This is a genomic window from Polymorphum gilvum SL003B-26A1, assembly GCF_000192745.1.
GTDB lineage: Bacteria > Pseudomonadota > Alphaproteobacteria > Rhizobiales > Stappiaceae > Polymorphum > Polymorphum gilvum.
Genome location: NC_015259.1, coordinates 1261990 through 1285942, shown reverse-complemented (window position 1 = coordinate 1285942; position 23953 = coordinate 1261990). Strand labels below are relative to the sequence as shown.

The following is a 23953-nucleotide window of genomic DNA, read 5'->3' as shown; positions in this document are numbered from 1 at the left end:
GGCCCGCCCTTCGACTTGACGGCCAAGGCACGAATGCGCAACGTCTGCGCGCCCGCTGACCAGGATCCGTTGACGCCATGCCGATGCTTGCCCTGCCCTTTCCGACCATCGATCCGGTCCTGATCGAGATCGGCCCCTTTGCCCTGCGCTGGTATGCCCTGTCCTACATCGTCGGCATCCTGCTCGCCTGGCGCTACATGCGCGCCGCGGCGACCAACGATCGGCTGTGGGGAACCGCGCCGCGACCGTCGCCGGCTGACATCGACGATTTCGTCATGTGGGGCACGATCGGCATCGTCGTCGGCGGCCGCCTCGGCTACGTGCTGTTCTACAACCCGGCCTATTACCTCGCTCATCCGCTCGAAGCCTTCGCAGTGTGGACCGGCGGTATGTCCTTCCATGGCGGCTTCGCCGGCACCGTGATTGCCATGGTCTTATTCACGCGCGCGCGCAGATTTCCAGTCTGGACGCTGTTCGACCTCGCCGGCATCGCAGCCCCCATCGGCCTGTTCTTCGGCCGCCTGGCCAACTTCATCAACGGCGAACTGTGGGGCCGGATCACCGACGTGCCGTGGGGTGTCGTCTTCCCGACCGGCGGACCGGAGCCCCGCCATCCGAGCCAGCTCTACGAGGCGGCGCTTGAGGGCGTGCTGCTGTTTTTCGTCCTTCGCCTGCTGTCGCACCGCTTCGGGCTGCTCTGCCGGCCGGCCTTCCTCGCCGGCGCCTTCGCCTTCGGCTACGGCGTCACGCGCTCGGTCTCCGAACTGTTCCGCATGCCCGACGCGCATATCGGCTTTTTCGCCGGCGGTCTCACCATGGGCATCGTGCTGTCAGTGCCGATGATCCTCGCCGGCCTGGCCGCCATGCTCTGGGCCTGGCGCAGGAGCGACGCCCGGTGAGCGCCACGCCGCTGTGCGACCGGCTGATCCGCCGCATCGCCCTGTACGGCCCGATCACCGTCGCCGACTACATGGCCGCCTGCCTCGGCGACCCGGATCACGGCTACTACACCACTGCCGCCGAGCCCTTCGGCCGCGCCGGCGACTTCATCACCGCACCGGAAGTCAGCCAGATGTTCGGCGAACTGATCGGCGCCTGGACCGTCGCGGCCTGGCAGGCGATGGGTGCGCCGGCGTCGGTCCGCCTGGTCGAACTCGGCCCCGGGCGCGGCACCCTGATGGCCGACCTGCTGCGCACTGCCGCTCTGCGGCCCGACTTCCTGGCCGCCGCCACACTGCACCTGGTCGAGACCAGCCCACGCCTGGGCGCCGTCCAGGCAAAGACGCTGGCCGGTGCGGCGCTCGCACCGATCTGGCACGACCGCCTCGACGACGTGCCCGACGGGCCGTTGCTGCTCGTCGCCAACGAATTCTTCGACGCCCTGCCGATCCATCAGTACGTCAGGACCCCGACCGGCTGGCGCGAACGCTGCGTCGGCCTGTCCGAAGAAGGGAGTCTCGCCTTCGGCATCGGCGTCGCCCGCCTGCCCGACACAGCGATCCCTGGCACCGCGCGCGCGGCCCCCGATGGTGCCATCCTGGAGACGGCGCCGATGGCCGCCGGCATCGCCCGCCGCATAGGGGCTCGGCTGAAGGCCCAGGGCGGCGCCGCGCTGATCGTCGACTACGGCCATATGCACACCGCGCCGGGCGACACGCTGCAGGCGCTCCGCCGGCATGCCCATGACGACGTGCTGGCCAGTCCGGGCGTCGCCGACCTGACCGCTCATGTCGACTTCGAGTCCCTCGCTCAGGCTGCCCGCGACGGCGGTGCGCATTCGTTCGGACCGCTCGAACAGGGCGATTTCCTGCTCCGTCTCGGCCTGCTGGAACGTGCCGGCGCGCTCGGCGCGGGCAAGTCTCCGGACGTCCAGGAGCGCATCCGCGCCGATGTCGAACGCCTGGCCGCGCCAGAGCGGATGGGCAGCCTGTTCAAGGTCCTCGCGCTGACCGACGGGCGCTTCGTGCCGGTACCGTTTGACAGCCGCTGACCGACGCAGCACCATCCGCCCGGCGACGCGCCCGGCCCGGGCGACCGCTGGCGACTGCTCAGGCGAGCGCTCTGGTAACGTTCTGGCGACCGTTCTGGTAACCGTTCTGGCGACCCCACGTCCGACAAGCCCCGACCAGGAGACAGGACATGATCACCGCACCCGAACTGATGGCCGAGGACAGTGTCGCGCACGGCTTCTTCACCCGGCAGGGCGGCGTGTCCGAGGGCATCTACGACAGCCTGAACATCGGCCTCGGCTCGTCCGACCGGCGCGAGGCCGTGCTGGAGAACCGCGCCCGCATCGCGGCACGGCTCGGTGTCGATGCCGGGCGCCTGGTCTCGCCCTATCAGGTTCACTCTGCGGACGTCATCGCCGTCGATACCCCGTGGCGCGAGGACCAGGACCGCAAGGCCGACGCCCTGGTCACGAACAGCCCCGGCCTCGCCCTGGGCATTTCCACCGCCGACTGCGGTCCGGTCCTGTTCGCCGATGTCGGGGCGCGGGTGATCGGCGCCGCCCACGCCGGCTGGCGCGGCGCGCTGACCGGCGTCTTGGAAAACACCCTCGACGCGATGGAGCGCCTCGGCGCCCGGCGCAGCCGCATCGTCGCCGTGGTCGGCCCGACCATTTCGGCTGCCGCCTACGAGGTCGGCCCCGAATTCCACGAACGCTTCACGGCCCGCGATCCCGACTATTCAGGCTTCTTCTCGCCCTCGACCCGGGCCGATCATTTCATGTTCGACCTGCCGGCCTTTATCCTCATGCGCCTGCGCGCGGCCGGGGTCGGCCGGGCCACAAGCCTCGACCTGTGCACCTACGCCAACGAGGAGCGATTCTTTTCCTACCGCCGCACGACGCACCACGGCGAGCCCGACTACGGCCGCCTGATGTCCGCCATCGTGCTGACAGGAGACTGATCATGGCCCTGCATTTTTCCGAGGACGAATTCGCCGCCCGCTTCGACAAGCTGAAGGAGCGGATGACCGACGAGAAGCTCGACGCCATGTTGCTGTTCGCCCAGGAGAGCATGTACTGGCTGACCGGATACGACAGCTTCGGCTTCTGCTTCTTCCAGTGCCTCGTCGTCACCGCCGACGGCCGCAAGGTGCTCCTGACCCGCTCCGCAGACCAGCGTCAGGCCCGCCACACGTCGAACATTGCCGACATCCGCGTCTGGGTCGATCGCGGCGAAACAAGTCCGGTCGGCCAGCTTAAGGACCTGCTGTTCGAGATGGATCTGCTCGGCTGCCGGCTCGGCATCGAGTTCGACACCCATGGCCTGACCGCCGGGATCGGCCGGGCGCTGGAGGACGCCCTGCGCAGCTTCGCCGATCTCGTCGATGCCTCGTCCATCGTGCCGCGTCTGCGCGCGATCAAGAGTCCGGCCGAGATCGTCTTTGTCCGCCAAGCGGCGCGGCTCGCGGACGCGGCCTACGAGGCTGGTCTTGCCGAGATCCGTTCGGGCGCCGACGAGGGCCGGATCCTCGCCGCCATGCAGGGCGCGGTGTTTGAGGGCGGCGGAGACTATCCGGGCAATGCGTTCATCATCGGCTCGGGCAGGGACGCCCTGCTGTGCCGCTACAAGTCCGGCCGCCGCACCTTGGCGGAACGCGACCAGATCACCCTGGAATTTGCCGGCGTCTACCGCCACTACCACGTCGCCCTGATGCGCACGGTCATCGTCGGCGAGCCGACGCCGCGTCATGTCGAGATGTATGAGGCCGCCGTTGCCGCCCTGGCCGCCGTCGAGGAGCGCCTGCGTCCAGGCTGGACCTTCGGGGACCTGTTCGATGCCCATGCCAAGGCGATGGACGACCGGAACCTGCTGCCGCACCGGCTCAACGCCTGCGGCTATTCCCTCGGCGCACGCTTCGCGCCGAGCTGGATGGACTGGCCGATGGCCTATCGCGGCAATGCCGCGCCGATCGAACCGAACATGGTCGTCTTCATGCACATGATCCTCGCCGATTCCGGCAGCGAGACCGCCATGACCCTCGGCCGCACCTACCTGACGACCGAGGCCGCCCCGGAGTGCCTGTCCGCGCTGCCTCTCGACCTTGCGGTCAAGTCAGGCTAAACCAAATCGGAATGAAGGAGCGCAGCCCGACACTTGGCGGCGCACCGGCCACACTGCGATCGTGAGAGATGATGCCGACGACCAGCACCCGTTGGGCAAAAGGCTTTACCGCCGCCGCCCTCCTTCTTGCCATCGCGGCCTGCGGTCCGACGCCGAGGCCGCCGTCAACGGTCGGCGGCGCGGCGCCAGGTGCTCCCGCCGTGGCCCCAGCACCCGCCGTTCCGGCCGCTCAGGCAACCTTCGCCTTCGAACCCTTCACTGGCGCACCGGGCAACATCGCCGACGACCTGTCCCGCGCGATCGGCACCAAGGCGCGCGTCGAGGGGCTGACCCTCGTGCGTCGGGTCGGCGCCGACGCAAGCTACCGGGTCAAGGGCTATCTGTCGGCGACCGGGGACCCCTCGGCGTCCGCGATCTTCTATGTCTTCGACATCTTCGACGCCAACGGCGTGCGCATGAACCGGATCACCGGCACCGAGGCTGCACCCGGGGTCAACGGCGACCCGTGGGAGAGTGCCGATTCGGACACGCTCGACCGCATCGCGGCTCGCGCCGTGCTGGCCATCAAGGCCTGGCTCCACAGCCGCTGACCCCTTCGATGCCTAAGCATTAGGCATAGTTGCAGGAGAACTGAAAAATCCGCGCACCGGGCATTGACCGGTGTTGTCGGATGCCGATCCGGTTGTTACAACGCCGCCGCCTGACACGATCAGGACCGAGGCGGGTCGATGCCGCGCAGGAGCTCGATCTCGACACGCAACACCGACACCCTCCGGACCCGACCCCGCACCCGGCGTGCGCAACCGGTCCGGCGTCGCACCAAGAGGACTGGTGGCCCATGAAAATCGTCGCGGGCAATTCCAATCGCGCGCTCGCCGAAGAAATCTCCAGGTACCTCGACGTCCCGCTGGCCGCCTGTCAGGTCCGGCGTTTTGCCGACCAAGAGATCTTCGTCGAACTTCAGGAAAACGTTCGCGGTGAGGACGTCTTCGTCCTGCAGTCGACCAGCTACCCGGCGAACGACCATCTGATGGAACTGCTCATCATCATCGACGCGTTGCGCCGCTCCTCCGCGCGCCGCATCACGGCGGTGATCCCCTATTTCGGCTACGCCCGTCAGGATCGGCGCGCATCGGGCCGCACCCCGATCTCCGCCAAGCTGGTCGCCAACCTGATCACCGAGGCCGGTGCCGACCGCGTGCTGACGCTCGACCTTCACGCCGGTCAGATCCAGGGCTTCTTCGACATCCCGACCGACAACCTGTTTGCCGCACCGGTCATGACGCGCGACATCAAGGAACGCTACGCGACCGACAACGTCATGGTGGTCTCGCCGGACGTCGGCGGCGTGGTCCGCGCCCGCGCCCTAGCCAAGCGCATCGATGCTCCCCTCGCGATCGTCGACAAGCGTCGTGACAAGCCTGGGGAATCGGAGGTCATGAACATCATCGGCACCGTCGACGGCAGGGACTGCATCCTGGTCGACGACATCGTCGACAGCGGCGGCACGCTCTGCAACGCTGCCGAGGCGCTGCTGAACAAGGGTGCCCGCTCGGTCACCGCCTACATCACCCACGGCGTCCTGTCGGGCGGCGCGGTCGCCCGCGTATCCGCGTCCAAGCTCAAGGAATTGGTGATCACCAACTCCATCGAGCCGACTGCGGCCGTCGTCGCATCGGCCAACATCCGCACGGTTTCCATCGCCCCGCTGATGGGCGAAGCGATCAACCGGACCGCTCTGGAAGAATCCGTCTCCAGCCTGTTCAACTGAACCGGCTCCAGGCGCATGGCAGGCTCGGCTCCGTCGCGCCTGCCATGCGCCCGTCCTTACAGCTTTTCCACGTCTACGCCGAAGGTGATGGCACCGATTGGCTGGCCGTCGTCGGGATCGAGCACGGGCACGCTGACCTGGCTCTGCAGAGTCTGCGTCGATTCGTCGAATTCGAGTTCGCCTATGTGGACGGCCCCAGCGTCTGCTCCGAAGGTCTCCTGCCACTTGGCCTCGTCGCCCTGCCAGTAGTCCGTGGTGATCAGGCTCTGGCCGACGTTAAGGCCCTTGGCGTCCATCGCAAAGATCTCGGTGAACAGGCCATCGCTCTCCACCTGAACCTGAGCCAGGAACCTCGACAGGGGATTTTGCAGCACCTCGTCGATCATCGGCCGGGAGGCCGCCCTAGCCTGCGCCCGCCACGCTTCGTCCAGAGCGTCGATTCGGGACTGGTCGTAATCGGCCGTCAGGGCGTTCTGAACCCGGATGGCTTCGACCAGCGCGGGGTCGGCTGCGATCCGGGCGATCCTGCCTTTGGCCAGTTCGGTCAGTTCGACCCGGAACTCGTTCGCCCCTCCTCCGCCGCCTGACAGAGCGAGGGAGAACGCCGCTATCACCATCGATTTCCACACGTCGCAAGAGCCTCCGCAGCCGCTTTCCGGCACTGATCAGCTTTGCCATAGATAGTTCCCGGTTTCCCTGATCCATGAAAGATCTTTATTGATTGTAATTTCTTACGATGACCGAACCTTCTCCGACGGGCGAACCTGCCCCCGGATCGACCTCGACTCCGGCGGGCATCGGCCCTCGCACGGCCGCTTCCGCCGGGCTGCTGGTGTCGGCCCTGCTGCCAACCATTGCACCTTGCCCTTGCGGCGTCCTTCCGCTATAGACCTCGCGCGCCTGCACCCCTGGAGGAGGCGCGAATGGGCCGATCCCGTTCCCCGAAAGATCCCTGAGGGAAGCGCCGGCCCGCCATCAAGCATCCGAAGGAGTATTGCCATGGCTGCCAGCTATGAGCTGAAGGCGTCGGCACGGAACCGGGTGGGCAAGGGGGCCGCACGGGCACTGCGTCGCGAAGGCCTTCTCCCCGCCGTCATCTACGGCGACAAGAAACCCGCCCTGCCGATCACCGTGCCGATCAAGGAATCGACCCTGAACCTGCACAAGGGCGGCTTCCTGACCCACATCGGCGTAATCGACGTGGACGGCGAAAAGCACCAGGTCATCGCCAAGGACTACCAGTTGCATCCGGTGCGCGACGAACTGATGCACATCGATTTCCTGCGCGTGTCGGCCAACACCACGCTGACCGTCGACATCCCGGTGCACTTCCTGAACCAGGAAACCTGCCCCGGCATCAAGCGGGGCGGCGTCCTGAACATCGTCCGCCATGCGGTCGAGATGACGGTTCCGGCCAACGCCATTCCGGAATTCATCGAGCTCGACCTCGCCAAGGCCGACCTCGGCGACAGCCTGCACATTTCTGCCGTCGCCCTGCCGAAGGGCTGCCAGCCGACGATCACGGACCGCGATTTCACCATCGCGACGATCGCCGCGCCGGCCGGCCTCAAGGAGGTGACCGAGGAAGAGTCCGAAGACTGATCTCCGGATTCGTCTCGGTTTTCCGATTGCGAAGGGGCGGATATTCTCCGCCCCTCAGCGTGTCGACACACCCGCAGCCTCTCCGGTGTCATTCCGGCCAAGCGTGAGCTGCGAGCCGGAACCGGAGGGCCGCGATATCGATGGTCTCGATGAAGGAGACCGAGAGGTCCCGGCTCGCCGATGCCCCATCTTCGCTTCGCTGCATGCGGGATGACGCGTTTGGAGGGGTGTCAGCAGTCTGAGGGGCGGATCTTCCGCCTTTTTCGTCGCCCCTGGCGCATGCGGGACCGCTCAGGCACCCGGCCCGTCCGCATCCAGGCCAGCCACCGCCAAACCGTCTGCATGCATGTCCGCCACCGCCTGACGCGCCACGTGCGCCAGCGTGGCAAAATGGCTGCGCCGCGGACTGTTCCGGCGCCATGCGAGCGCGATCGACCGGCGCATCGGCCATCCGGCGAGGTCACGCGGGATGACCTCGCCGTCCTTCGGAAACTCCATCGCCACATAGGCTGCCGGAAACAACGACAGGCCCATGCCGATGGAGACCATCTGCCGCAGGGCGTCGAGACTGGTGCCCTCGTAGTCCTCGCTCATGCGCGCGCCGGACGCGCTGCACAGCACCTGGACATGATCGAACAAGCGATGGCCCCGGCCGAGCGTCAACATCCGCTCGCCAGCAAGATCCTCGACACTCACCGTCCCCGGCCCCGCGAGACGGTGGCGGGCCGGCACCCCTAGATAGATCCGCTCGTCGCACAGCAGCATGACCTCGAAGCGCTCCGTGTCCAGCGGCAGCGGTGTCAGGATGCAGTCCAGCATACCCTCCGCCAGCGTCGGTTCCAGAACCGCGGGCCGTTCCTCACGGATATAGATCTCGAGCCGCGGATAGCTGTGGTGCAGCCGCGACAGGACGCCTGGCAACAGATAGGGGCCGATCGTCGGCGCCACGCCGAGCCGCACCAGGCCGCCGAGCATCTCGGCGTCGGCGCCGGCCACGGCGACGAGCTCGTCGAGCGTTTCCAGCGCGCTGCGCGCCAGCGGCAGGATCGCCCGTCCCGCCGGCGTCGGCTGCACCGTCGCACCGCTGCGGTCGATCAGCACCACCCCCAGCCGGTCCTCCAGCAGCTTGAGCTGCGCGGACAGCGTCGGTTGCGACACATGGCACGCCCGCGCCGCCTGGCCGAAATGGCCGTGGTCCGCGACGGCGACTAGATACTCGAGCTGGCGGTGGGTCGGGCGATAAGGCATTTGATAGTTTTCCTCTATCGGATTGATACAAGCAATGTATTTCAACAATCATCACCCTGGCACCATCTCTGGCCTGTCGCCACCATGGCCAAGGAGGAGCCCATGCATCGCAAACTGGTCGCCCTGCGCGTCCGTCACGCCATCCTGGATGCCAAGATCGGGCGGGAGGAGCGCCGACCGCATCCGGACAGCCTGCGGATCATGTCGCTGAAGAAGATCCGCCTGCGCCTCAAGGAAGAAATCGTCCAGCTGGAGCGGCGCGTCCATCGCCCCCATCCCGCCGTTGCAACAGCGACGGCCTGACCGCAGGAGAACGCCCATGTATCCGCTCTGGTTGGCTTTTCCGGTCTATCGCCGCCATTTCGGCGCGCCGTCGACCGCCGAGCGCCTGCGCGACCTCGACAGCCGCATGGCGGACTTCCTGCGCGACAAGGAACGCACCGCCAGCCGCTCCCTGCTCGATCACGTCGCCGCGGAACGCGAGCAGATCCGCTGCCGGACAGAGGCTGGGGACGACTGAAGCCCCTCGGGCCGGCACGCCGGCGCGCGCGGGATTGCCCGAAATCCCGCCGCGCCCGGCGCCAGACTCCCGCCGGACTCCCGCCGGACCGGTGCCGACCCACCGCCGGAGTGGCGCCGGAGGAATGCCGGACCTGCGCAGGCCGAGTCAGCCTCGCCCGTTCCGCCCCGTCTCGACACGAGAGCCGGCTCTGCTATAAGCGGCCCGAAGGCTGGCGGACCGGGAGAGCAGGGCATGAAACTGATCGTCGGATTGGGCAATCCCGGCGGCAAGTACGAACGCAACCGCCACAACATCGGCTTCATGGCCGCCGACGCGATCCATCGCCGCCATGCCGGCTTCGGCCCTTGGCGCGCGCGCTTCCATGCCGAGGTCGCCGAGGGTCAGCTCGGCGCCGAGAAGATCCTGCTGATGAAGCCGGCCACCTACATGAACGAGTCCGGCCGCGCCGTCGGCGAGGCCGTGCGCTTCTTCAAACTCGCGCCCGAGGACGTTCTCGTCATCTACGACGAACTCGACCTGCCGCCGGCGAAATTTCGCATGAAGGCGGGCGGCGGTCACGGCGGTCACAACGGCTTGCGCTCGATCTCCGCCCATATCGGCGACGCCTATCGCCGGCTCCGCCTGGGCATTGGCCATCCGGGCGACAAGAAACTGGTCTCCAACTACGTCCTCGGCGACTTCGCCAAGGTCGATGCCGAGTGGCTCGACCCCCTGCTGGAGGCCATCGCCGACAACGCCGGCCTGCTTGCCGAGGGCAAGGACAGCCAGTTCGCCAACAAGCTCACCCTGCTGCTCGAGCCGGAGAAGGCGAAGCGCAAGCCCGCCGGCGAGGCGGCATCCGCCGCGGCCCCGTCCCCCACCCGGCCGAAGGGCCAGAGCCACATCCGCCAGGCCCGGCAGACCAAGCCCGCCGCCCTGCCCGCCTCCGGCCCAATGGCCGCCATGCTGAAGAAGCTGCTCGGCGGACCGGAGCGGGACTGACCCGGGCGCAGGCGGCGCGCCGCGCCCCTTGACCTCACCCCGCCCCTCGGGCAAGAAGCGGCAACTCTCGAAAGACCAACCGAAAGCGATCTCCCATGGGTTTCCAGTGCGGCATCGTCGGGCTGCCCAATGTCGGCAAGTCCACGCTCTTCAACGCGCTCACCAGGACCGCCGCCGCCCAGGCCGCGAACTATCCCTTCTGCACCATCGAGCCGAACACCGGCGAGGTCGCCGTGCCGGATCCGCGCCTCGGCGAGATCGCCAGGATCGCCGGCAGCAAGGAGATCATCCCGACCCGTATCACCTTCGTCGACATCGCCGGCCTGGTGCGCGGCGCGTCCAAGGGCGAGGGCCTCGGCAACCAGTTCCTCGCCAACATCCGCGAGGTCGACGCCATCGTCCACGTCCTGCGCTGCTTCGAGGACGACGACATCACCCATGTCGAGGGCAAGATCGATCCGATTTCCGACGCCGAGACGGTCGAAACCGAACTGATGGTGTCCGACATGGAGAGCCTGGAGCGCCGCATCGCGCCGCTGCGCAAGAAGGCGTCCGGCGGCGACAAGGAGGCCAAGGCCGTGCTGCCGGTGATGGAGGCCGCCCTCGCCCTGCTCCAGGACGGCAAGCCGGTTCGCTTGCTCGAACTCGCCTCGCCCGACGAGAGGAAGATCCTCCAGGGCCTGAACCTGCTCACCTCCAAGCCGGTGCTCTACGTCTGCAACGTCGACGAGGGCTCCGCCGCCACCGGCAACACCCTGTCGACGAAGGTCGAGGAGATGGCCAGGGCCCAGGGCGCCGGCGCCGTCGTCATCTCCGCTGCCATCGAGGCCGAGATCTCCCAGCTCGACGACGCCGAGCAGGCGGAATATCTGGAAACCCTCGGCCTCAGCGAACCCGGCCTCGACCGTCTGATCCGCGCCGGCTACGATCTGCTCGGCCTGATCACCTATTTCACCGCCGGCCCGAAGGAAACCCGCGCCTGGACCATCACCCGGGGCACCAAGGCGCCTGCTGCGGCCGGCGTCATCCATTCGGACTTCGAGCGCGGCTTCATCCGCGCCCAGACCATCGCCTACGACGACTACATTTCGCTCGGCGGCGAGGTCGGCGCCAAGGAAGCCGGCAAGGCCCGTGACGAAGGCAAGGAATACGTCGTCAAGGACGGCGACGTGATGCTGTTCAAGTTCAACACCTGACGCCGCCGTCACGGCGGGCCGCCCGTCAAGGGAACCACGCGCGGCCCGCATCGTTGGACGGACTGGGCCTGCGCGACACGGAACGGACGGAGCCACGACGTGACGATCGATCAAGCCTCGCTGTTCGCGATCTTCGGCTTCGTCTTCGCACTGCTGATCTGGGGCCGGATCCGCTACGATCTGGTCGCCTTCACTGCCCTGATCGTCGCGACGGCGGCGGAGCTGGTTCCCACGGATCAGATGTTCGCCGGCTTCGGCCATCCCGCCGTCGTCATCATCGCCCTGGTGCTGATCGTCTCGCGCGGACTGATGAATTCGGGCGCCATCGAACTCGTCGCCAGCCGCCTGATTGCGACGGGCAACGGCGTCTCCAGGCATATCGGCGTCATGTCGATCGTCGCCGCGGCCCTGTCCGCGGTGATCAACAACGTCGCCGCCCTCGCCCTTCTCATGCCGCTCGACATCGAGGCGGCGCGCAAGGCGAAGCGGGCCGTTGCGCTGACGCTGATGCCGCTCTCCTTCGCCACCATCCTCGGCGGCATGATCACCCTGATCGGAACGCCGCCCAACATCGTCATCGCCCAGTACCGGCAGGACGCGCTCGGTGCCCCCTTCTCGATGTTCGACTTCGCCCCGGTGGGCGCCACGGTCTCGATCTTCGGCGTGCTGTTCGTCGCGCTCGTCGGCTGGCGCCTGCTGCCGGCCCGGGTCAGGACCGCGCCGGCCGACACCGAAGCGGCCGAAACCCTCTATGTCGCCGAACTGCGCGTCGGCCAAGGCTCGAAGAGCGAAGGCTTCACCCTTGGCGATCTCTATCCGCTCGCCGACGAGAAGGACATCAATGTCCTCGGCCTGGTCCGCAACGGCCGCCGTCTGCCAGGCTTCGCTCGCCGCGAACCCGTACGGGAAGGCGATTTCGTCATCGTCGAGGGCAACCCGAAATCGATCGAGTCCTTCATGGGCGCCGGCGACCTGGAGTTCGAAGGCTCCGAAAAACACGAGGCCGGGGTCACCGGCGGCAGCCTCACCCTGATGGAAGCCATCGTGCCCGAGACCTCCCGCATGGCCGGGCGGACGGCGACCGGCATGCGCCTGCTCTATCGCCATGGCGTGACACTGCTCGGCGTCTCCCGCCAGGGCAGGCGCTTCCATGACCGCGTCCGCCGGCTGACACTGCACCCGGGCGACGTGCTGCTGCTGCTCGGCACGCCCGAGAACCTGGAGACGGCAACCTCCTGGCTCGGCGTGCTGCCGCTCGAGGGACGCCGGACCGGCGTCGTCCAGCGCAACAAGGCCGGCCTGGCCGTCGGCGCGTTCCTGTTCGCCATCGCCGTCACCGTCGCCGGCATCACCTCCCTGCCCGTCGCCCTGGCCGCCTGCGCGGTGTTCTACGCCGCCACGGGTCTGGTCGACGGCACGGAAGTCTACGAGGCCGTGGAGTGGCAGGTGGTCGTGCTTCTGGCCTCGCTGATCCCGCTCGGCATCGCCTTCGAAACCTCGGGCGGCGCCGAACTGATCGCATCCGGCATCGTTGCCCTCACCTGGGGCGCACCGGCGTGGGTGGTTCTCCTGGCCCTCATGGTCGTCACGATGACGCTGTCGGACTTCCTCAACAACGTCGCCACGGCCCTGATCGCGGCGCCGATCGGAATCCAGGTCGCCCGCACGCTCGACGTCAATCCGGACGCCTTCCTCATGGGTGTTGCGGTCGCCGCGTCCTGCGCCTTCCTGACCCCGATCGGGCACAAGAACAACACCATCATCATGGGCCCCGGCGGCTACCGCTTCGGCGACTACTGGCGCATGGGCCTGGCGCTGGAACTGATCGTGCTGGCCGTCGCCGTGCCGTCCATCCTCGTCTTCTGGCCCCTGTAGGGCCCTGGCGCTCACCGCGCCCCTCCCCATCTGCCCGGATTATTACGTATGGCCGGCAGGCTTGCCCCCGGCTGCGCGCGGGTGCACGATTTCGCGTGATGGTTCCGCCAAACATGACGCGCGGCGGATGAAAAGGGAACACGGTGAGGATTACCCATCAGGGACCGAGACCGTGGCTGCCCCCGCAACTGTGAGCGGCGAGCGCACCTCTACGAGCCACTGGCCGGACGGCTGGGAAGGCGAGGGCGCGCAACGCGCCGCAAGCCAGGAGACCTGCCATCGGACCGGGCCCAGCCGCCCAACAACGCAACCGCCGCCGCACGGAGGGTGCGGCAAGGAGAACGACATGCATATCGAACCCGGCGTCGTCGACGGCGCCAAGATCGTGCTCAGCTACGCCACCGCGGGAACGGCCTTCGTGCTTGCGGCCAAGATGATCGGATACACCGTCCGCCACGATGGCGGTTTCCAGGCCGTGGCCCTGCGCAGCCTGGTGACCACGGCGCTCGTCTTCGCCTTCTTCGAACTCCTGCCGCACCACCCCGTCGGCGTTTCGGAAGTACACCTGATCCTCGGATCGACGCTCTATCTCGTCTTCGGCGCCGGACCGGCCGCCATCGGCCTCGCGACGGGGCTCCTGCTGCAGGGCTTGCTGTTCGCGCCGTTCGATCTGCCCCAGTACGGCATGAATGTGACGACCCTGCTGGTGCCGCTGTTCGCCGTCAGCCTGCTGGCGAAGCGGATCATTCCGGCGAAGACGCCCTATGTGGACGTGAAATACTGGCAAGCTCTCGCGCTTTCGACGTCCTACCAAGGTGGCGTCGTGGCCTGGGTGGCGTTCTGGGCGCTCTACGGCAGCGGATTCGGTACGGAAAACCTCGCTTCGATCGCTGCCTTCGGCGCTGCCTACCTGACCGTGATCCTGATCGAACCGCTCGTCGATCTGGCCGTCCTGGCCGCCGCCAAGACGATCTCCGGACTGTCCCTGTCGCCTCTGCTCTATCGACGCCTCTACCACGAGGCGGTCTGACACCGCGTCCCGCGGCGGCCGGTCTGCGGGTCTCCCGTGCTCTGCGGCATCTTGCCTGCGGGATGATCCCTGGCCTTGGCTCGGGCGGATGAACAGCCTATAATTCTTTAGAATTACTCTAAAGAGGTTCGCATGTTCAGCCGCCTGCTCGGCTTCGGCCGCCGCGAGTTCGCCTCGCTCTCCGAACAGGAGATCCTTGCGCTCGCCATCTCCTCCGAGGAAGACGACGCGCGCATCTACAAGGCCTATGCCGACGGCTTGCGCGAGCAGTTTCCGCAGTCCGCCAAGGTGTTCGACGCCATGGCCGAGGAGGAGAACGAGCACCGCCAGCACCTGATCGAGCTGCACCGCGTGCGCTTCGGCGACACCATCCCCCTGATCCGGCGCGAACACGTACGCGGCTACTACGAACGCAAGCCGGACTGGCTGGTGCGCCCGCTCGGTCTCGACAAGGTACGCGCCATGGCCGAGCGGATGGAGGATCAGGCCTACCGCTTCTATCTGGAGGCGGCCAAGCGGGTTTCCGATGCCTCGACGCGCAAGCTGCTCGGCGACCTGGCGCTGGCCGAGAAGGGCCATGAAAGCCTCGCCATCCGCCTGGGGCGGGAATTGACGCCGCAGGACGTACGCGATGAGGAAGGCCGTACCGAGCGGCGCCAGTTCATCCTGACCTACGTCCAGCCGGGCCTCGCCGGCCTGATGGACGGCTCGGTGTCGACGCTGGCGCCGATCTTCGCCGCCGCCTTCGCCACCGGCGACACCTGGCAGACCTTCCTGGTCGGGCTGTCGGCCTCGGTCGGCGCCGGCATCTCGATGGGCTTCACGGAAGCCGCCCACGACGACGGCGTGCTGTCGGGACGCGGCTCGCCGGTCAAGCGCGGTCTCGCCTCGGGCGTGATGACGGCCGTCGGCGGCCTCGGCCATGCGCTGCCCTATCTGATCCCGCATTTCTGGACCGCGACCACCGTCGCGGTGATGATCGTCTTCGTCGAGCTGTGGGCGATCGCCTGGATCCAGAATCGCTTCATGGAGACGCCGTTCCTGCGCGCCACCTTCCAGGTCGTCCTCGGCGGCTCGCTGGTGCTGGCCGCCGGCATCCTGATCGGCAACGCCTGAGACGCATCCTGTCCGCCTTCTCGCCTTCGGTGCGATATCGCGCCCTGTCAGCGGCAGGCTGGTCAACGGCAGACTGGTCGACGGCAGGTTGGCAACGGCAGGCTGGACCCGATCTGCCCGAAGCCTGTCGCCGGCCGAGTCGGCTTTACGGCAAATCTGCGGCAATAGGACGCCGGATTTTTCGGTCGATTCCGGCCCGGCTGCGGCCAGATGGTGCAACCGGCCTTCATCCTCATGCCCTTGTCCTTGACCAAAGTCAAGACGACACGATCGGACGGCAAATCGAACCGATGACGATCCTGGGTCAGCCGGACAAGACCGCAAGACATAGCCAGTACTGAACCGTTTTTCTGGGCTTCATTGTCCGCAACAAAGGAAAATCAAAGCTCCCTAGAAGAGCCATTGAACGGAAAGGCGTTCCTCTTTCTTTCAGGGTCCAGACTCAGCCGAAGATCATGGATCGAAGCGATAAGTTGAGTATATTTATCCGATTTTTTCCTTGTCAAGCGGCTGCCGCAATGCCGCGAACTGGAACTGCTATAAACTGGCCGCACCTCGATCCAACGGAGGTTGATATGACCAGAGCCAGCTTACTCCTTGCCAGTCTTTCGGTTTTTGCCCTGTCGCTAACCCCGGCGCAGGCCCAGTCCGAGCTTCTGACCGAGGCACGTGATTACTTCCAGCCGATTCCCCACTCGGTCCCGACCGTCGCAGACAACCCCGTGACGCGCGAGAAGATCGACCTCGGCCGCATGCTGTTCTTCGATCCGCGCCTGTCGCGCTCGGGCCTGCTGTCCTGCAACACCTGCCACAACGTCGGCATGGGCGGCGACGACAACCTGGAGACCTCCATCGGCCACGGCTGGCAGAAGGGTCCGCGCAACGCCCCGACGGTGTTCAACGCCATCTTCAACACGGCCCAGTTCTGGGACGGCCGCGCAGACGACCTGAAGGCCCAGGCCAAGGGTCCGATCCAGGCCGGCGTCGAGATGGCCAACACGCCCGACCGCGTCGAGGAGACGCTGAAGAGCATGCCGGAATACGTCGAGCGCTTCCAGCGCGCCTTCTCCGGCGAAGCGGATGCGGTCACCTTCGACAACATGGCCCGCGCCATCGAGGCCTTCGAGGCCACGCTGATCACGCCGGCGTCGAAGTTCGACCTGTACCTGGAAGGCAACGAGGCCGCCCTCAACGACCAGGAGAAGGAAGGCCTGAAGCTGTTCATGGACACCGGCTGCGCCAGCTGCCACGGCGGCGTCAACTTCGGCGGCGAGGGTTACTATCCGTTCGGCGTCGTCGAGAAGCCGGGAGCGGACATCCTGCCGCCCGACGACAAGGGCCGCTTCGCCGTGACCCAGACGGCGGACGAGGAATACGTCTTCCGCGCCGCGCCGCTGCGCAACATCGAACTGACCGCCCCCTACTTCCATTCCGGCATGGTCTGGGATCTGAAGCAGGCGGTCGGCATCATGGCTACCTCGCAGCTCGGCGCCGACCTGACCGACGAGCAGGTCGAGGCGATCACCGCCTTCCTGCTCACCCTTACCGGCGAGCAGCCGGTGGTCGAGTACCCGATCCTGCCGGTCAGCACCAGCGCGACGCCCCGTCCGGAGCTGATGGAGCCGATCAAGAACTGACGGGAAAGACCTGAGGCGCCCGCATGGCGCCACGGCACGGGCCGGTTCGCCGGCCCGTGCTTTTTTGTGCCCTGCCGCGCCGCTGCCATCGCCAAGCCCGCTGAAATCCGCTAAGAAATCCGGCCATGACAAGCTACAGATACTTCGAGGATTTCCGCCCCGGCGAGCGAATCCCGCTCGGCGAAAAGGCGGTCACGCGCGAGGAAATCGTCGCCTTCGCGCGCGAATTCGATCCCCAGCCGTTCCACCTCGACGAAGCGGCCGCCGAGGCCTCGCTGCTCGGCGGGCTCGCCGCCTCCGGCTGGCACACGGCCGCCATGTACATGCGCCTGCTGGTCGACGGCCTGCTCGGCTCCTCCGCCGGACAGGGCGCGCCGGGCATCGACCGGCTCGTCTGGCGCCGGCCGGTGCGCCCGGGCGACGTACTCAGCGCCGAGGCCGAGGTGGTCTCCGCCCGCCCGCTGCGCTCCCGGCCGGGCCTCGGCATCGTCTCCTTCCGCTTCACCGTCACCAACCAGCACGGCGACACGGTCATGACGGTCGAGAACCCGATCCTGTTTTCCTGCCGGAGCCAGCCCGCATGAGCGCCTTTTTCGAGGACATCGTCGCTGACGAGCGGATCGAGCTTGGCAGCCATCGCTTCACGGCCGAGGAGATCGTCGACTTCGCCGGCAAGTACGATCCCCAACCCTTCCACCTCAGCGAGGAAGGCGCCGCGGCCACCCATTTCGGCCGCCTGTGTGCCTCCGGCTGGCACACCGCTGCGGTCTTCATGAAGCTGTTCGCCGCCGCCCAGGACCGCGCCGAGCGCGAGGCCCGCGCGCGCGGCGAACCGCCCGTGCGCCGCGGCCCCTCGCCCGGCTTCGAGAACCTGAAGTGGCTGAAGCCCGTCTATGCCGGCGACACGATCTCCTACGCCAGCACTGTCACCGGCAAGACAGAATCGCGCAGCCGGCCCGACTGGGGCATCGTCCATGCCCGCAACGAGGGCGTGAACCAGCACGGGGACCTGGTCTTCAGCTTCGACAGCAACGTCTTCGTCGAGCGCTGCGCGCCCTCGGCGGGCTGAACGTCCGCGCTCACAGCGTGCGGGCGAACACGATCTCGTCGTGCATGGGAATGCCGTGCTGGCCGGAAACTGGGATTTCCGGCTTAAGCTTGCGCTCCTCGTCGATGACCCCGTGCACGACCCGCTCCAGGCGGAAGCCGCGCCGCTGGTAGAAGCGGAATGCATCCAGGTTGTCGTTGGACGTGCGGGTCATGACGCGCGCCAGCCCGGCCTTGCGCGCCTCCTCGACCACCGCCTGCAGCAACTGGCTCCCGGTGCCCGCCCACCGGTTGAGCGAGTCAAGCGTGACAATCTCCCACTCGTCGGGGCGCTTGATCACGGTGACGAGGCCGACGAGCTGCCCGCCGTCTTCGGCGACGAAGCCCGGCAGCGCGGAGGCGTCGATCATCTCGCCGTCGATCAGGATCTCCGGGCCCGCCCAACGCTCTTCGAGCAGGCGGGTGAGCGCGGGCCGGTCCTTGTCTTCAATGGGTCTGACGGTGACTGCCAAAGATGCCTCCTAACGGGTCAGGATCCGCCCTTCGAGCGGGGTGCGGGCCTGCCAGCCCTCTCGCTCCAGCTCCGGCACGAGGTGATCTTCCTCGGGAAAGCCGAGGCAGAGATAGCCGATCAACTCCCACGCGGCCGGCACGCTCAGAACTCCTTTTACAGCCTCAGGCTCGATGATCGAGACCCAGCCGAGCCCAACCCCGTGCATGCGCGCTGCGAGCCACAGGCACTGGATCATGCCGACAGCGGAGAAAGCAAGAGTTTGCGGCATCGTCGCACGGCCAAGACCATGGCCCTGCTCCGGATCAGGGTCGCAGAAAACGGCAAGATGCACCGGCGCTTCGCGCAGTCCCGCGAGCTTGAGCTTTGCGTAGATCGCGGCCTTTTCCCCCTCATAAGCGGTCAGGGCCAGGGCATTCTCTGTTTCGAAAAGGCCCGTTATGGCGGCCTGGCACGCCGCGCTCTCCACCTTGACAATGCGCCAGGGCTGGCTGTTGCCGACGGACGGCGCCAGATCGGCCAGCGCTAGGATCTCATCCAGAAGGCCTTCCGGCAGGCTGTCCTTGCGGAAGCGGCGCACATCGCGCCGCCAGCGCATGAGATCGGCAAAGACGACCCTGAACGCAGGCGGAAACTCCGGGCCGTGTTCGCTCGGCCCTGTCATCGTCAATGCCCCGGAAACGCGACCAGCGTGCGCACCGGAACGTCTAGCGCTTCCAGCTTCTTGCGCCCTCCCAGGTCCGGCAGGTCGATGATGAAGCACGCCGCCACGATCTCCGCCCCCTGGTTGCGCAACAGCCTGCAGGCGGCCTCCGCCGTGCCGCCGGTGGCGATCAGGTCGTCGACCAGGATCACCTGGTCGCCCGGACGGATCGCGTCCTTGTGCATCTCCATCTCGTCGAGACCGTATTCCAGCGAATAGGCGATGCGCACGGTCTCGTGCGGCAGCTTGCCCTTCTTGCGGATCGGCACGAAGCCGGCGGACAGCTGGTGCGCCACGGCGCCGCCCAGGATGAAGCCGCGCGCCTCGATACCGGCGATCTGGTCGACCTTCGAGCCGGCCCAGGGCTGGACCAGCGCGTCGACCGCGCGGCGGAACGCCCTGGCGTTGCCGAGCAGGGTCGTGATGTCGCGAAACAGGATGCCCTTCTTGGGGTAGTCCGGGATGGTCCGGATCGCCTGCAGCAGCTCGTCCGACACGCTCGGCATTTCCATGGTCGCACCTTTCTGATTGCGTTCCGCCGGGACTCCCAACACGCTGCGCGGGATCGGCATTCGGTCAACGAGCGGAAAAGGAAACAGGGAAATGGAACAGAATCAACGCATGATCGTCGTGGACGTCGAAATTCCGTTCACCCGTCTCGTCCTCATCATGATCAAGTTCGGTCTGGCCGCGATCCCGGCGGCGATCATCGTGTCGATCATCGTCTCGGTGATCATGGCGTTTATCGGCGGCCTGTTCGGGGGAATGGGCGGCTTGTGGATGCACGGCGGCCGCAGCCTCTGATCCGCCTCAGCGATTGAGGATGCGCCCGGCCACCGCGTCCAGTTTCGCCATCAGCGCCGGATCGCGCTTGTCGGGTGCGGTCATGAGCGCATATTCGAGCGCCGTATCCGACCCGATCGGGCACGGTTCATGCTCGCGCGGCAGGTCGCGGGCAAGGCGCGCGACCAGGCGCTGCGCGTTGTGCGCATTGTCGTTCAGCACCTTGATGATGGCCTGGATGTCGACCTCGCCGTGCTCGGGATGCCAGCTGTCGTAGTCGGTCACCATGGCGATCGTCGCGTAGCAGATCTCCGCCTCGCGGGCGAGCTTGGCCTCCGGCATGTTGGTCATGCCGATCACGTCGCAGCCCCAGGACCGGTACATGTGGCTTTCGGCCAGCGACGAGAACTGCGGTCCCTCCATGGCGAGATAGGTGCCGCCGCGCCGGTAGGCGAGGGTCTCCGCCCGCGCCGCCGCCTCGACATGATCGATCAGCCGCGGACTGACCGGATAGGCCATGGAGACATGGGCGACGCAGCCGTTGCCGAAGTAGCTCTTTGGCCGCGCGAAGGTGCGGTCGATGAACTGTTCGACCAGCACGAAGGTTCCCGGCGCCAGTTCCTCCTTGAGCGAACCGCAGGCCGACACCGAGACGAGATCCGTCACGCCGCAGCGCTTCATGACGTCGATGTTGGCATGGTAGTTGATGTCGGTCGGCGAGTAGACGTGCCCGCGGCCGTGGCGCGGCAGGAAGACCACCTTGAGCCCGTCCACCTCGCCGATCCGGACCTGGTCGGACGGCGTCCCCCACGGGCTTTCGACCGTCTTCCATTCCGCGTTCTCCAGACCCGGAAGGTCGTAGATCCCCGATCCTCCGATCACACCAAGCACGGCCCTGGCCATTCTCGCCCCCTTGCGGTTTCCACCATCGACGTCGCGCAGCCCTCGCGACGTCCTCATCTGCGACTTTACCCGACTCGCTCGCGTCGGGAACCCCTTGCGCGGCCGGCAGAGATCCGCTCACCGACGCAAAAGGCCGCCGTGTCGCCACGGCGGCCTTTTCGAAACGGACGGGATCGTCGCTCAGTGGGCGACGTTGCGCCACAGCTTCTGCTTGGTGAAGTAGAGCAGCGAAGCGAAGATGATCAGGAAGACCATCACGCGGAAGCCCATCTTCTTGCGCGCTTCCAGATGCGGCTCGGCGGCCCACATCATGAACGCGGCGACGTCGCGCGAGTACTGGTCGAGCGTCATCGGCGTGCCGTCGGTGTATTCGACCAGTTCGTCGCTCAGCGGCGGCGCCATGCCAATGAACTGGCCGCCGAGGAAGCTGTGGTTGTAATACTGCCCCGACGGGACCTCGATGCCTTCCGGGTCTTCCTCGTAGCCCGTCAGCAGCGCGTAGATGTAGTCAGCGCCCTGCTCCTGATACTGGGTGAAGGCGTCGAACACGAACCACGGGAAGCCGCGGTGCGCCGCGCGCGCCTTGGCCAGCAGCGAGAAATCGGGCGGGTAGGCGCCGCCGTTCGACGCGCGCGCCGCCTGCTCGTTGGGGAACGGCGAGGGGAAGCGGTCGGCGAGAACCGCCGGTCGCTCGAACATGTCGCCGTCCTCGTTCGGACCGTCGACGACCGTGTAGTCCGCCGCGATCGCCTTGGCTTCCTCCTCGGTGAAGCCCGGACCGCCCTCTTCGGCGAGGTTGCGGAACGCGACCAGCCGCACGCCGTGGCACGACGCGCAGACTTCCTTGTAGACCTTGAAGCCGCGCTGCAGCTGGGCCCGGTCGTACTGGCCGAACGGTCCGGAGAACGACCATTGCTGACGTTCGATGTGCGGGGTCTCGCCCGCCGCGAAGGCCGGCGCCGCGACGGCGAGGCTGGCGGCGGCGGCAAGCGCACGAACCGACTTGATCATGGTGCTCATATCCTAAAACTCCCGATCCTGTTCGTGGCTCACTTCGTCTCGGGAGCCGCGGCGGCACCCGCCGGCTTGCCCGATCCGCTCTTGGCCAGCACCGCCTCCGAGATCGACGCCGGCAGCGGCAGCGGCTTCTCCAGGAAGCCCAGCAGCGGCAGGATGATCAGGAAGTGGGCGAAGTAGTAGATCGTCAGGATCCGGGCGAGGATCACGTAGATCCCTTCCGCCGGCATGGCGCCGAGATAGCCGAGGCCGACGCAGACGGCGGCGAAGATCCAGAAGAACTGCTTGAACAGCGGCCGGAACGTACCGGAGCGGACCTTCGAGGTGTCCAGCCACGGCAGCACGAACAGCACGGCGATGGAGCCGAACATGGCCACAACGCCGCCGAGCTTGTCCGGCACGGCGCGCAGGATCGCATAGAACGGCAGGAAGTACCATTCTGGCACGATGTGCGCGGGCGTCACCATCGGGTTGGCTTCGATGTAGTTGTCCGGATGGCCCATGTAGTTCGGCACGTAGAACACGAACCAGGCGAACAGGATCATGAACACGACGATCGCGAACAGGTCCTTCATCGTGTAGTACGGGTGGAACGGTAGCGTGTCCTGGCTGGACTTCGGCTGCACGCCGGTCGGGTTGTTGTTGCCGGTGGTGTGGAAGGCCCACACGTGCAGCAGCACGACGCCGAAGATCATGAACGGCAGCAGGTAGTGCAGCGAGAAGAACCGGTTCAGCGTCGGGTTGTCGACGGCAAAGCCGCCCCACAGCCAGGTCACGATGGCATCGCCGACCAGCGGGATCGCGGAGAACAGGTTGGTGATCACCGTGGCGCCCCAGAAGGACATCTGGCCCCAAGGCAGCACGTAGCCCATGAAGGCGGTGCCCATCATGATCAGGAAGATGATCACGCCGAGGATCCACGAGATCTCGCGCGGCGCCTTGTAGGAACCGTAGTAGAGGCCGCGGAAGATGTGGATGTAGACGGCGATGAAGAACATCGACGCGCCGTTGGAATGCAGGTAGCGCAACAGCCAGCCGAAGTTCACGTCGCGCATGATGTGCTCGACGCTGTCGAACGCCATGGCCGTGTTCGGCGTGTAGTGCATGACCAGCACGATGCCGGTGACGATCTGCGCGATCAGCACGAAGAACAGGATGCCGCCGAAGGTCCACCAGTAGTTCAGGTTCTTCGGGGTCGGGAAGTCGATGAAAGAGCCGCGCATGAGCGAGATGACCGGCAGGCGGCTCTCGAGCCACTTAGCCGCCGCGCTCTGCGGTACGTAATTGGAATGTCCAGCCATGGCTGCCTCCTGGAAAGTCTGCCGGTCAACCGATCTTGATCGTCGTGTCGCCGACGAATTCGTACGGCGGGACGAGCAGGTTCTCGGGCGCCGGGCCCCTCCGGATGCGGCCGGCGGTGTCGTAGTGCGAGCCGTGGCACGGGCAGAACCAGCCGCCGAAGTCGCCGGCGTCGCCGAGCGGCACGCAGCCGAGGTGCGTGCAGATGCCGACCTGCACCAGCCACTCCTCCTTGCCCGCCGCCGCGCGGTTCGCGTCGCTCGCGTCGGCGGTGTCGGGCAGGTTGGCGTTGCGGGCGAACTTGTCCGGCAGGTCGCCGAGCGGCACCGCCTTGGCTTCTTCGATCTCCGCCGCCGTACGGTAGCGGATGAAGACCGGCTTGCCGCGCCACTTGACCGTGATCGACTGGCCTTCCTCGACGGCGGACACGTCCACCTCGATCGAGGCCAGGGCGAGCGCCGAGGCATCCGGGTTCATCTGGTCGATGAACGGCCAGGCCAGCGCGCCTACGCCGACAGCGCCCATGGCGCCGGTCGCAATGTAGAGGAAGTCGCGGCGGGTGGGTTCCGCCGAATCCGAATGTGCCAAGGTCGCGTCCTCTCGAAACCTGTTCAACCTGTAGTGAATGCCCGCAGGCAGCC

27 protein-coding genes and 1 riboswitch are annotated in these 23953 nt (G+C 66.8%); of the genes, 18 read left to right on the top strand and 9 right to left on the bottom strand.

Going from position 1 to position 23953, the window contains the following annotated elements:
* Nucleotides 1-77: 77 nt before the first annotated feature.
* The 6 genes from lgt (at nucleotide 78) to SL003B_RS06030 (ending at nucleotide 5841) form a co-directional block, all read left to right on the top strand.
* Nucleotides 78-899, top strand: a complete 822-nt coding sequence (lgt, locus tag SL003B_RS06055; protein WP_013651942.1) for a prolipoprotein diacylglyceryl transferase — start codon at nucleotides 78-80, stop codon at nucleotides 897-899.
* Nucleotides 896-1990 (top strand): class I SAM-dependent methyltransferase, encoded by a 1095-nt coding sequence (locus SL003B_RS06050; RefSeq protein WP_013651941.1) that lies wholly within the window; start codon nucleotides 896-898, stop codon nucleotides 1988-1990. Before lgt ends, SL003B_RS06050 begins: the two co-directional genes overlap by 4 nt.
* A 149-nt stretch (nucleotides 1991-2139) precedes the next feature.
* Nucleotides 2140-2910 carry a peptidoglycan editing factor PgeF gene (pgeF, locus tag SL003B_RS06045; protein ID WP_013651940.1) on the top strand — a complete coding sequence of 257 codons (771 nt, stop codon included), beginning with the start codon at nucleotides 2140-2142 and terminating at the stop codon, nucleotides 2908-2910.
* Between the two features lie 2 nt (nucleotides 2911-2912).
* On the top strand, nucleotides 2913-4070 hold the full coding sequence (locus SL003B_RS06040; protein ID WP_013651939.1) for a M24 family metallopeptidase: 1158 nt from the start codon (nucleotides 2913-2915) through the stop codon (nucleotides 4068-4070).
* A 200-nt stretch (nucleotides 4071-4270) separates the two neighbouring features.
* Nucleotides 4271-4660: a hypothetical protein gene (locus SL003B_RS06035; protein ID WP_242390335.1), complete on the top strand. Its 390-nt coding sequence runs from the start codon at nucleotides 4271-4273 to the stop codon at nucleotides 4658-4660.
* Nucleotides 4661-4908: 248 nt separating this feature from the next.
* Nucleotides 4909-5841, top strand: coding sequence for a ribose-phosphate pyrophosphokinase (locus tag SL003B_RS06030; RefSeq protein ID WP_013651937.1), 933 nt, complete (start codon nucleotides 4909-4911; stop codon nucleotides 5839-5841).
* Between the two features lie 56 nt (nucleotides 5842-5897).
* Here SL003B_RS06030 and SL003B_RS06025 read toward each other — a convergent pair whose 3' ends face one another.
* Nucleotides 5898-6470, bottom strand: coding sequence for a cache domain-containing protein (locus SL003B_RS06025; protein ID WP_013651936.1), 573 nt, complete (start codon nucleotides 6468-6470; stop codon nucleotides 5898-5900).
* Nucleotides 6471-6840: 370 nt separating this feature from the next.
* Between SL003B_RS06025 and SL003B_RS06020 the strand changes: the two genes are divergently transcribed.
* Nucleotides 6841-7443 carry a 50S ribosomal protein L25/general stress protein Ctc gene (locus SL003B_RS06020; RefSeq protein ID WP_013651935.1) on the top strand — a complete coding sequence of 201 codons (603 nt, stop codon included), beginning with the start codon at nucleotides 6841-6843 and terminating at the stop codon, nucleotides 7441-7443.
* Between the two features lie 291 nt (nucleotides 7444-7734).
* Here SL003B_RS06020 and SL003B_RS06015 read toward each other — a convergent pair whose 3' ends face one another.
* On the bottom strand, nucleotides 7735-8691 hold the full coding sequence (locus tag SL003B_RS06015; protein ID WP_013651934.1) for a LysR substrate-binding domain-containing protein: 957 nt from the start codon (nucleotides 8689-8691) through the stop codon (nucleotides 7735-7737).
* A 102-nt stretch (nucleotides 8692-8793) separates the two neighbouring features.
* Here SL003B_RS06015 and SL003B_RS06010 point away from each other — a divergent pair, with 102 nt between their 5' ends.
* From SL003B_RS06010 to SL003B_RS05965, 10 genes are all read left to right on the top strand, one after another.
* Entirely contained in the window at nucleotides 8794-8994 is a 201-nt protein-coding gene (locus SL003B_RS06010) for a YdcH family protein (RefSeq protein ID WP_041375405.1), read from the top strand.
* Nucleotides 8995-9010: 16 nt separating this feature from the next.
* On the top strand, nucleotides 9011-9211 hold the full coding sequence (locus SL003B_RS06005; protein ID WP_041375404.1) for a hypothetical protein: 201 nt from the start codon (nucleotides 9011-9013) through the stop codon (nucleotides 9209-9211).
* 234 nt (nucleotides 9212-9445) lie between these two features.
* A complete protein-coding gene (gene pth / locus SL003B_RS06000) occupies nucleotides 9446-10195 on the top strand; it encodes an aminoacyl-tRNA hydrolase (protein WP_013651933.1) in 750 nt (249 codons plus the stop codon).
* A gap of 95 nt (nucleotides 10196-10290) precedes the next feature.
* Nucleotides 10291-11391, top strand: a complete 1101-nt coding sequence (gene ychF / locus SL003B_RS05995; RefSeq protein WP_013651932.1) for a redox-regulated ATPase YchF — start codon at nucleotides 10291-10293, stop codon at nucleotides 11389-11391.
* A gap of 99 nt (nucleotides 11392-11490) precedes the next feature.
* On the top strand, nucleotides 11491-13266 hold the full coding sequence (locus SL003B_RS05990; RefSeq protein ID WP_013651931.1) for an SLC13 family permease: 1776 nt from the start codon (nucleotides 11491-11493) through the stop codon (nucleotides 13264-13266).
* An 82-nt stretch (nucleotides 13267-13348) separates the two neighbouring features.
* Nucleotides 13349-13561, top strand: a riboswitch (cobalamin riboswitch).
* Between the two features lie 51 nt (nucleotides 13562-13612).
* Nucleotides 13613-14296 (top strand): energy-coupling factor ABC transporter permease, encoded by a 684-nt coding sequence (locus SL003B_RS05985; RefSeq protein ID WP_013651930.1) that lies wholly within the window; start codon nucleotides 13613-13615, stop codon nucleotides 14294-14296.
* A gap of 132 nt (nucleotides 14297-14428) precedes the next feature.
* The gene (gene mbfA / locus SL003B_RS05980; protein ID WP_013651929.1) at nucleotides 14429-15412 is read left to right on the top strand and encodes an iron exporter MbfA; all 984 of its coding nucleotides are present in this window, start codon (nucleotides 14429-14431) and stop codon (nucleotides 15410-15412) included.
* Nucleotides 15413-15987: 575 nt separating this feature from the next.
* Nucleotides 15988-17049: a cytochrome-c peroxidase gene (locus tag SL003B_RS05975; RefSeq protein ID WP_013651927.1), complete on the top strand. Its 1062-nt coding sequence runs from the start codon at nucleotides 15988-15990 to the stop codon at nucleotides 17047-17049.
* A 125-nt stretch (nucleotides 17050-17174) separates the two neighbouring features.
* Nucleotides 17175-17633, top strand: a complete 459-nt coding sequence (locus SL003B_RS05970; protein ID WP_013651926.1) for a MaoC family dehydratase — start codon at nucleotides 17175-17177, stop codon at nucleotides 17631-17633.
* Nucleotides 17630-18118, top strand: a complete 489-nt coding sequence (locus SL003B_RS05965) for a MaoC family dehydratase (RefSeq protein WP_013651925.1) — start codon at nucleotides 17630-17632, stop codon at nucleotides 18116-18118. The genes SL003B_RS05970 and SL003B_RS05965 overlap by 4 nt, the downstream gene beginning before the upstream one ends.
* 10 nt (nucleotides 18119-18128) lie before the next feature.
* Here the strand turns inward: SL003B_RS05965 and SL003B_RS05960 are convergent, their stop codons facing one another.
* The 3 genes from SL003B_RS05960 to SL003B_RS05950 are packed head-to-tail and all read right to left on the bottom strand — an operon-like array spanning nucleotide 18129 to nucleotide 19822.
* On the bottom strand, nucleotides 18129-18608 hold the full coding sequence (locus tag SL003B_RS05960; protein ID WP_013651924.1) for a GNAT family N-acetyltransferase: 480 nt from the start codon (nucleotides 18606-18608) through the stop codon (nucleotides 18129-18131).
* 9 nt (nucleotides 18609-18617) lie between these two features.
* Nucleotides 18618-19271, bottom strand: a complete 654-nt coding sequence (gene bluB, locus SL003B_RS05955) for a 5,6-dimethylbenzimidazole synthase (protein ID WP_013651923.1) — start codon at nucleotides 19269-19271, stop codon at nucleotides 18618-18620.
* 2 nt (nucleotides 19272-19273) lie between these two features.
* The gene (locus SL003B_RS05950) at nucleotides 19274-19822 is read right to left on the bottom strand and encodes an adenine phosphoribosyltransferase (RefSeq protein WP_083812056.1); all 549 of its coding nucleotides are present in this window, start codon (nucleotides 19820-19822) and stop codon (nucleotides 19274-19276) included.
* A gap of 91 nt (nucleotides 19823-19913) precedes the next feature.
* On the opposite strand from SL003B_RS05950, the gene SL003B_RS05945 reads away from it, so the two are divergent.
* Nucleotides 19914-20114 (top strand): hypothetical protein, encoded by a 201-nt coding sequence (locus SL003B_RS05945; protein ID WP_041375403.1) that lies wholly within the window; start codon nucleotides 19914-19916, stop codon nucleotides 20112-20114.
* Between the two features lie 6 nt (nucleotides 20115-20120).
* Here the strand turns inward: SL003B_RS05945 and SL003B_RS05940 are convergent, their stop codons facing one another.
* The 4 genes from SL003B_RS05940 to petA all read right to left on the bottom strand — a co-directional run bounded on the left by SL003B_RS05940 (nucleotide 20121) and on the right by petA (nucleotide 23900).
* The gene (locus tag SL003B_RS05940) at nucleotides 20121-20996 is read right to left on the bottom strand and encodes an S-methyl-5'-thioadenosine phosphorylase (RefSeq protein ID WP_041375402.1); all 876 of its coding nucleotides are present in this window, start codon (nucleotides 20994-20996) and stop codon (nucleotides 20121-20123) included.
* A 180-nt stretch (nucleotides 20997-21176) separates the two neighbouring features.
* On the bottom strand, nucleotides 21177-22007 hold the full coding sequence (locus tag SL003B_RS05935) for a cytochrome c1 (RefSeq protein ID WP_242390334.1): 831 nt from the start codon (nucleotides 22005-22007) through the stop codon (nucleotides 21177-21179).
* Between the two features lie 38 nt (nucleotides 22008-22045).
* The gene (locus SL003B_RS05930) at nucleotides 22046-23314 is read right to left on the bottom strand and encodes a cytochrome b (protein WP_013651919.1); all 1269 of its coding nucleotides are present in this window, start codon (nucleotides 23312-23314) and stop codon (nucleotides 22046-22048) included.
* 25 nt (nucleotides 23315-23339) lie between these two features.
* Nucleotides 23340-23900 carry a ubiquinol-cytochrome c reductase iron-sulfur subunit gene (petA, locus tag SL003B_RS05925; protein ID WP_013651918.1) on the bottom strand — a complete coding sequence of 187 codons (561 nt, stop codon included), beginning with the start codon at nucleotides 23898-23900 and terminating at the stop codon, nucleotides 23340-23342.
* Nucleotides 23901-23953: the final 53 nt, after the last annotated feature.

Coding starts and splice junctions, on each gene's coding strand:
- ychF (WP_013651932.1), top strand. CDS start 10,291: ATGGGTTTCCAGTGCGGCATCGTCGGGCTGCCCAATGTCGGCAAGTCC.
- SL003B_RS05930 (WP_013651919.1), bottom strand. CDS start 23,314: ATGGCTGGACATTCCAATTACGTACCGCAGAGCGCGGCGGCTAAGTGG.
- SL003B_RS06010 (WP_041375405.1), top strand. CDS start 8,794: ATGCATCGCAAACTGGTCGCCCTGCGCGTCCGTCACGCCATCCTGGAT.
- SL003B_RS05940 (WP_041375402.1), bottom strand. CDS start 20,996: ATGGCCAGGGCCGTGCTTGGTGTGATCGGAGGATCGGGGATCTACGAC.
- SL003B_RS05975 (WP_013651927.1), top strand. CDS start 15,988: ATGACCAGAGCCAGCTTACTCCTTGCCAGTCTTTCGGTTTTTGCCCTG.
- SL003B_RS05945 (WP_041375403.1), top strand. CDS start 19,914: ATGGAACAGAATCAACGCATGATCGTCGTGGACGTCGAAATTCCGTTC.
- mbfA (WP_013651929.1), top strand. CDS start 14,429: ATGTTCAGCCGCCTGCTCGGCTTCGGCCGCCGCGAGTTCGCCTCGCTC.
- SL003B_RS05965 (WP_013651925.1), top strand. CDS start 17,630: ATGAGCGCCTTTTTCGAGGACATCGTCGCTGACGAGCGGATCGAGCTT.
- pgeF (WP_013651940.1), top strand. CDS start 2,140: ATGATCACCGCACCCGAACTGATGGCCGAGGACAGTGTCGCGCACGGC.
- pth (WP_013651933.1), top strand. CDS start 9,446: ATGAAACTGATCGTCGGATTGGGCAATCCCGGCGGCAAGTACGAACGC.
- SL003B_RS05970 (WP_013651926.1), top strand. CDS start 17,175: ATGACAAGCTACAGATACTTCGAGGATTTCCGCCCCGGCGAGCGAATC.
- SL003B_RS05985 (WP_013651930.1), top strand. CDS start 13,613: ATGCATATCGAACCCGGCGTCGTCGACGGCGCCAAGATCGTGCTCAGC.
- lgt (WP_013651942.1), top strand. CDS start 78: ATGCCGATGCTTGCCCTGCCCTTTCCGACCATCGATCCGGTCCTGATC.
- SL003B_RS06015 (WP_013651934.1), bottom strand. CDS start 8,691: ATGCCTTATCGCCCGACCCACCGCCAGCTCGAGTATCTAGTCGCCGTC.
- SL003B_RS06005 (WP_041375404.1), top strand. CDS start 9,011: ATGTATCCGCTCTGGTTGGCTTTTCCGGTCTATCGCCGCCATTTCGGC.
- SL003B_RS06040 (WP_013651939.1), top strand. CDS start 2,913: ATGGCCCTGCATTTTTCCGAGGACGAATTCGCCGCCCGCTTCGACAAG.
- SL003B_RS06020 (WP_013651935.1), top strand. CDS start 6,841: ATGGCTGCCAGCTATGAGCTGAAGGCGTCGGCACGGAACCGGGTGGGC.
- SL003B_RS05950 (WP_083812056.1), bottom strand. CDS start 19,822: ATGGAAATGCCGAGCGTGTCGGACGAGCTGCTGCAGGCGATCCGGACC.
- SL003B_RS06030 (WP_013651937.1), top strand. CDS start 4,909: ATGAAAATCGTCGCGGGCAATTCCAATCGCGCGCTCGCCGAAGAAATC.
- SL003B_RS05935 (WP_242390334.1), bottom strand. CDS start 22,007: ATGATCAAGTCGGTTCGTGCGCTTGCCGCCGCCGCCAGCCTCGCCGTC.
- bluB (WP_013651923.1), bottom strand. CDS start 19,271: ATGACAGGGCCGAGCGAACACGGCCCGGAGTTTCCGCCTGCGTTCAGG.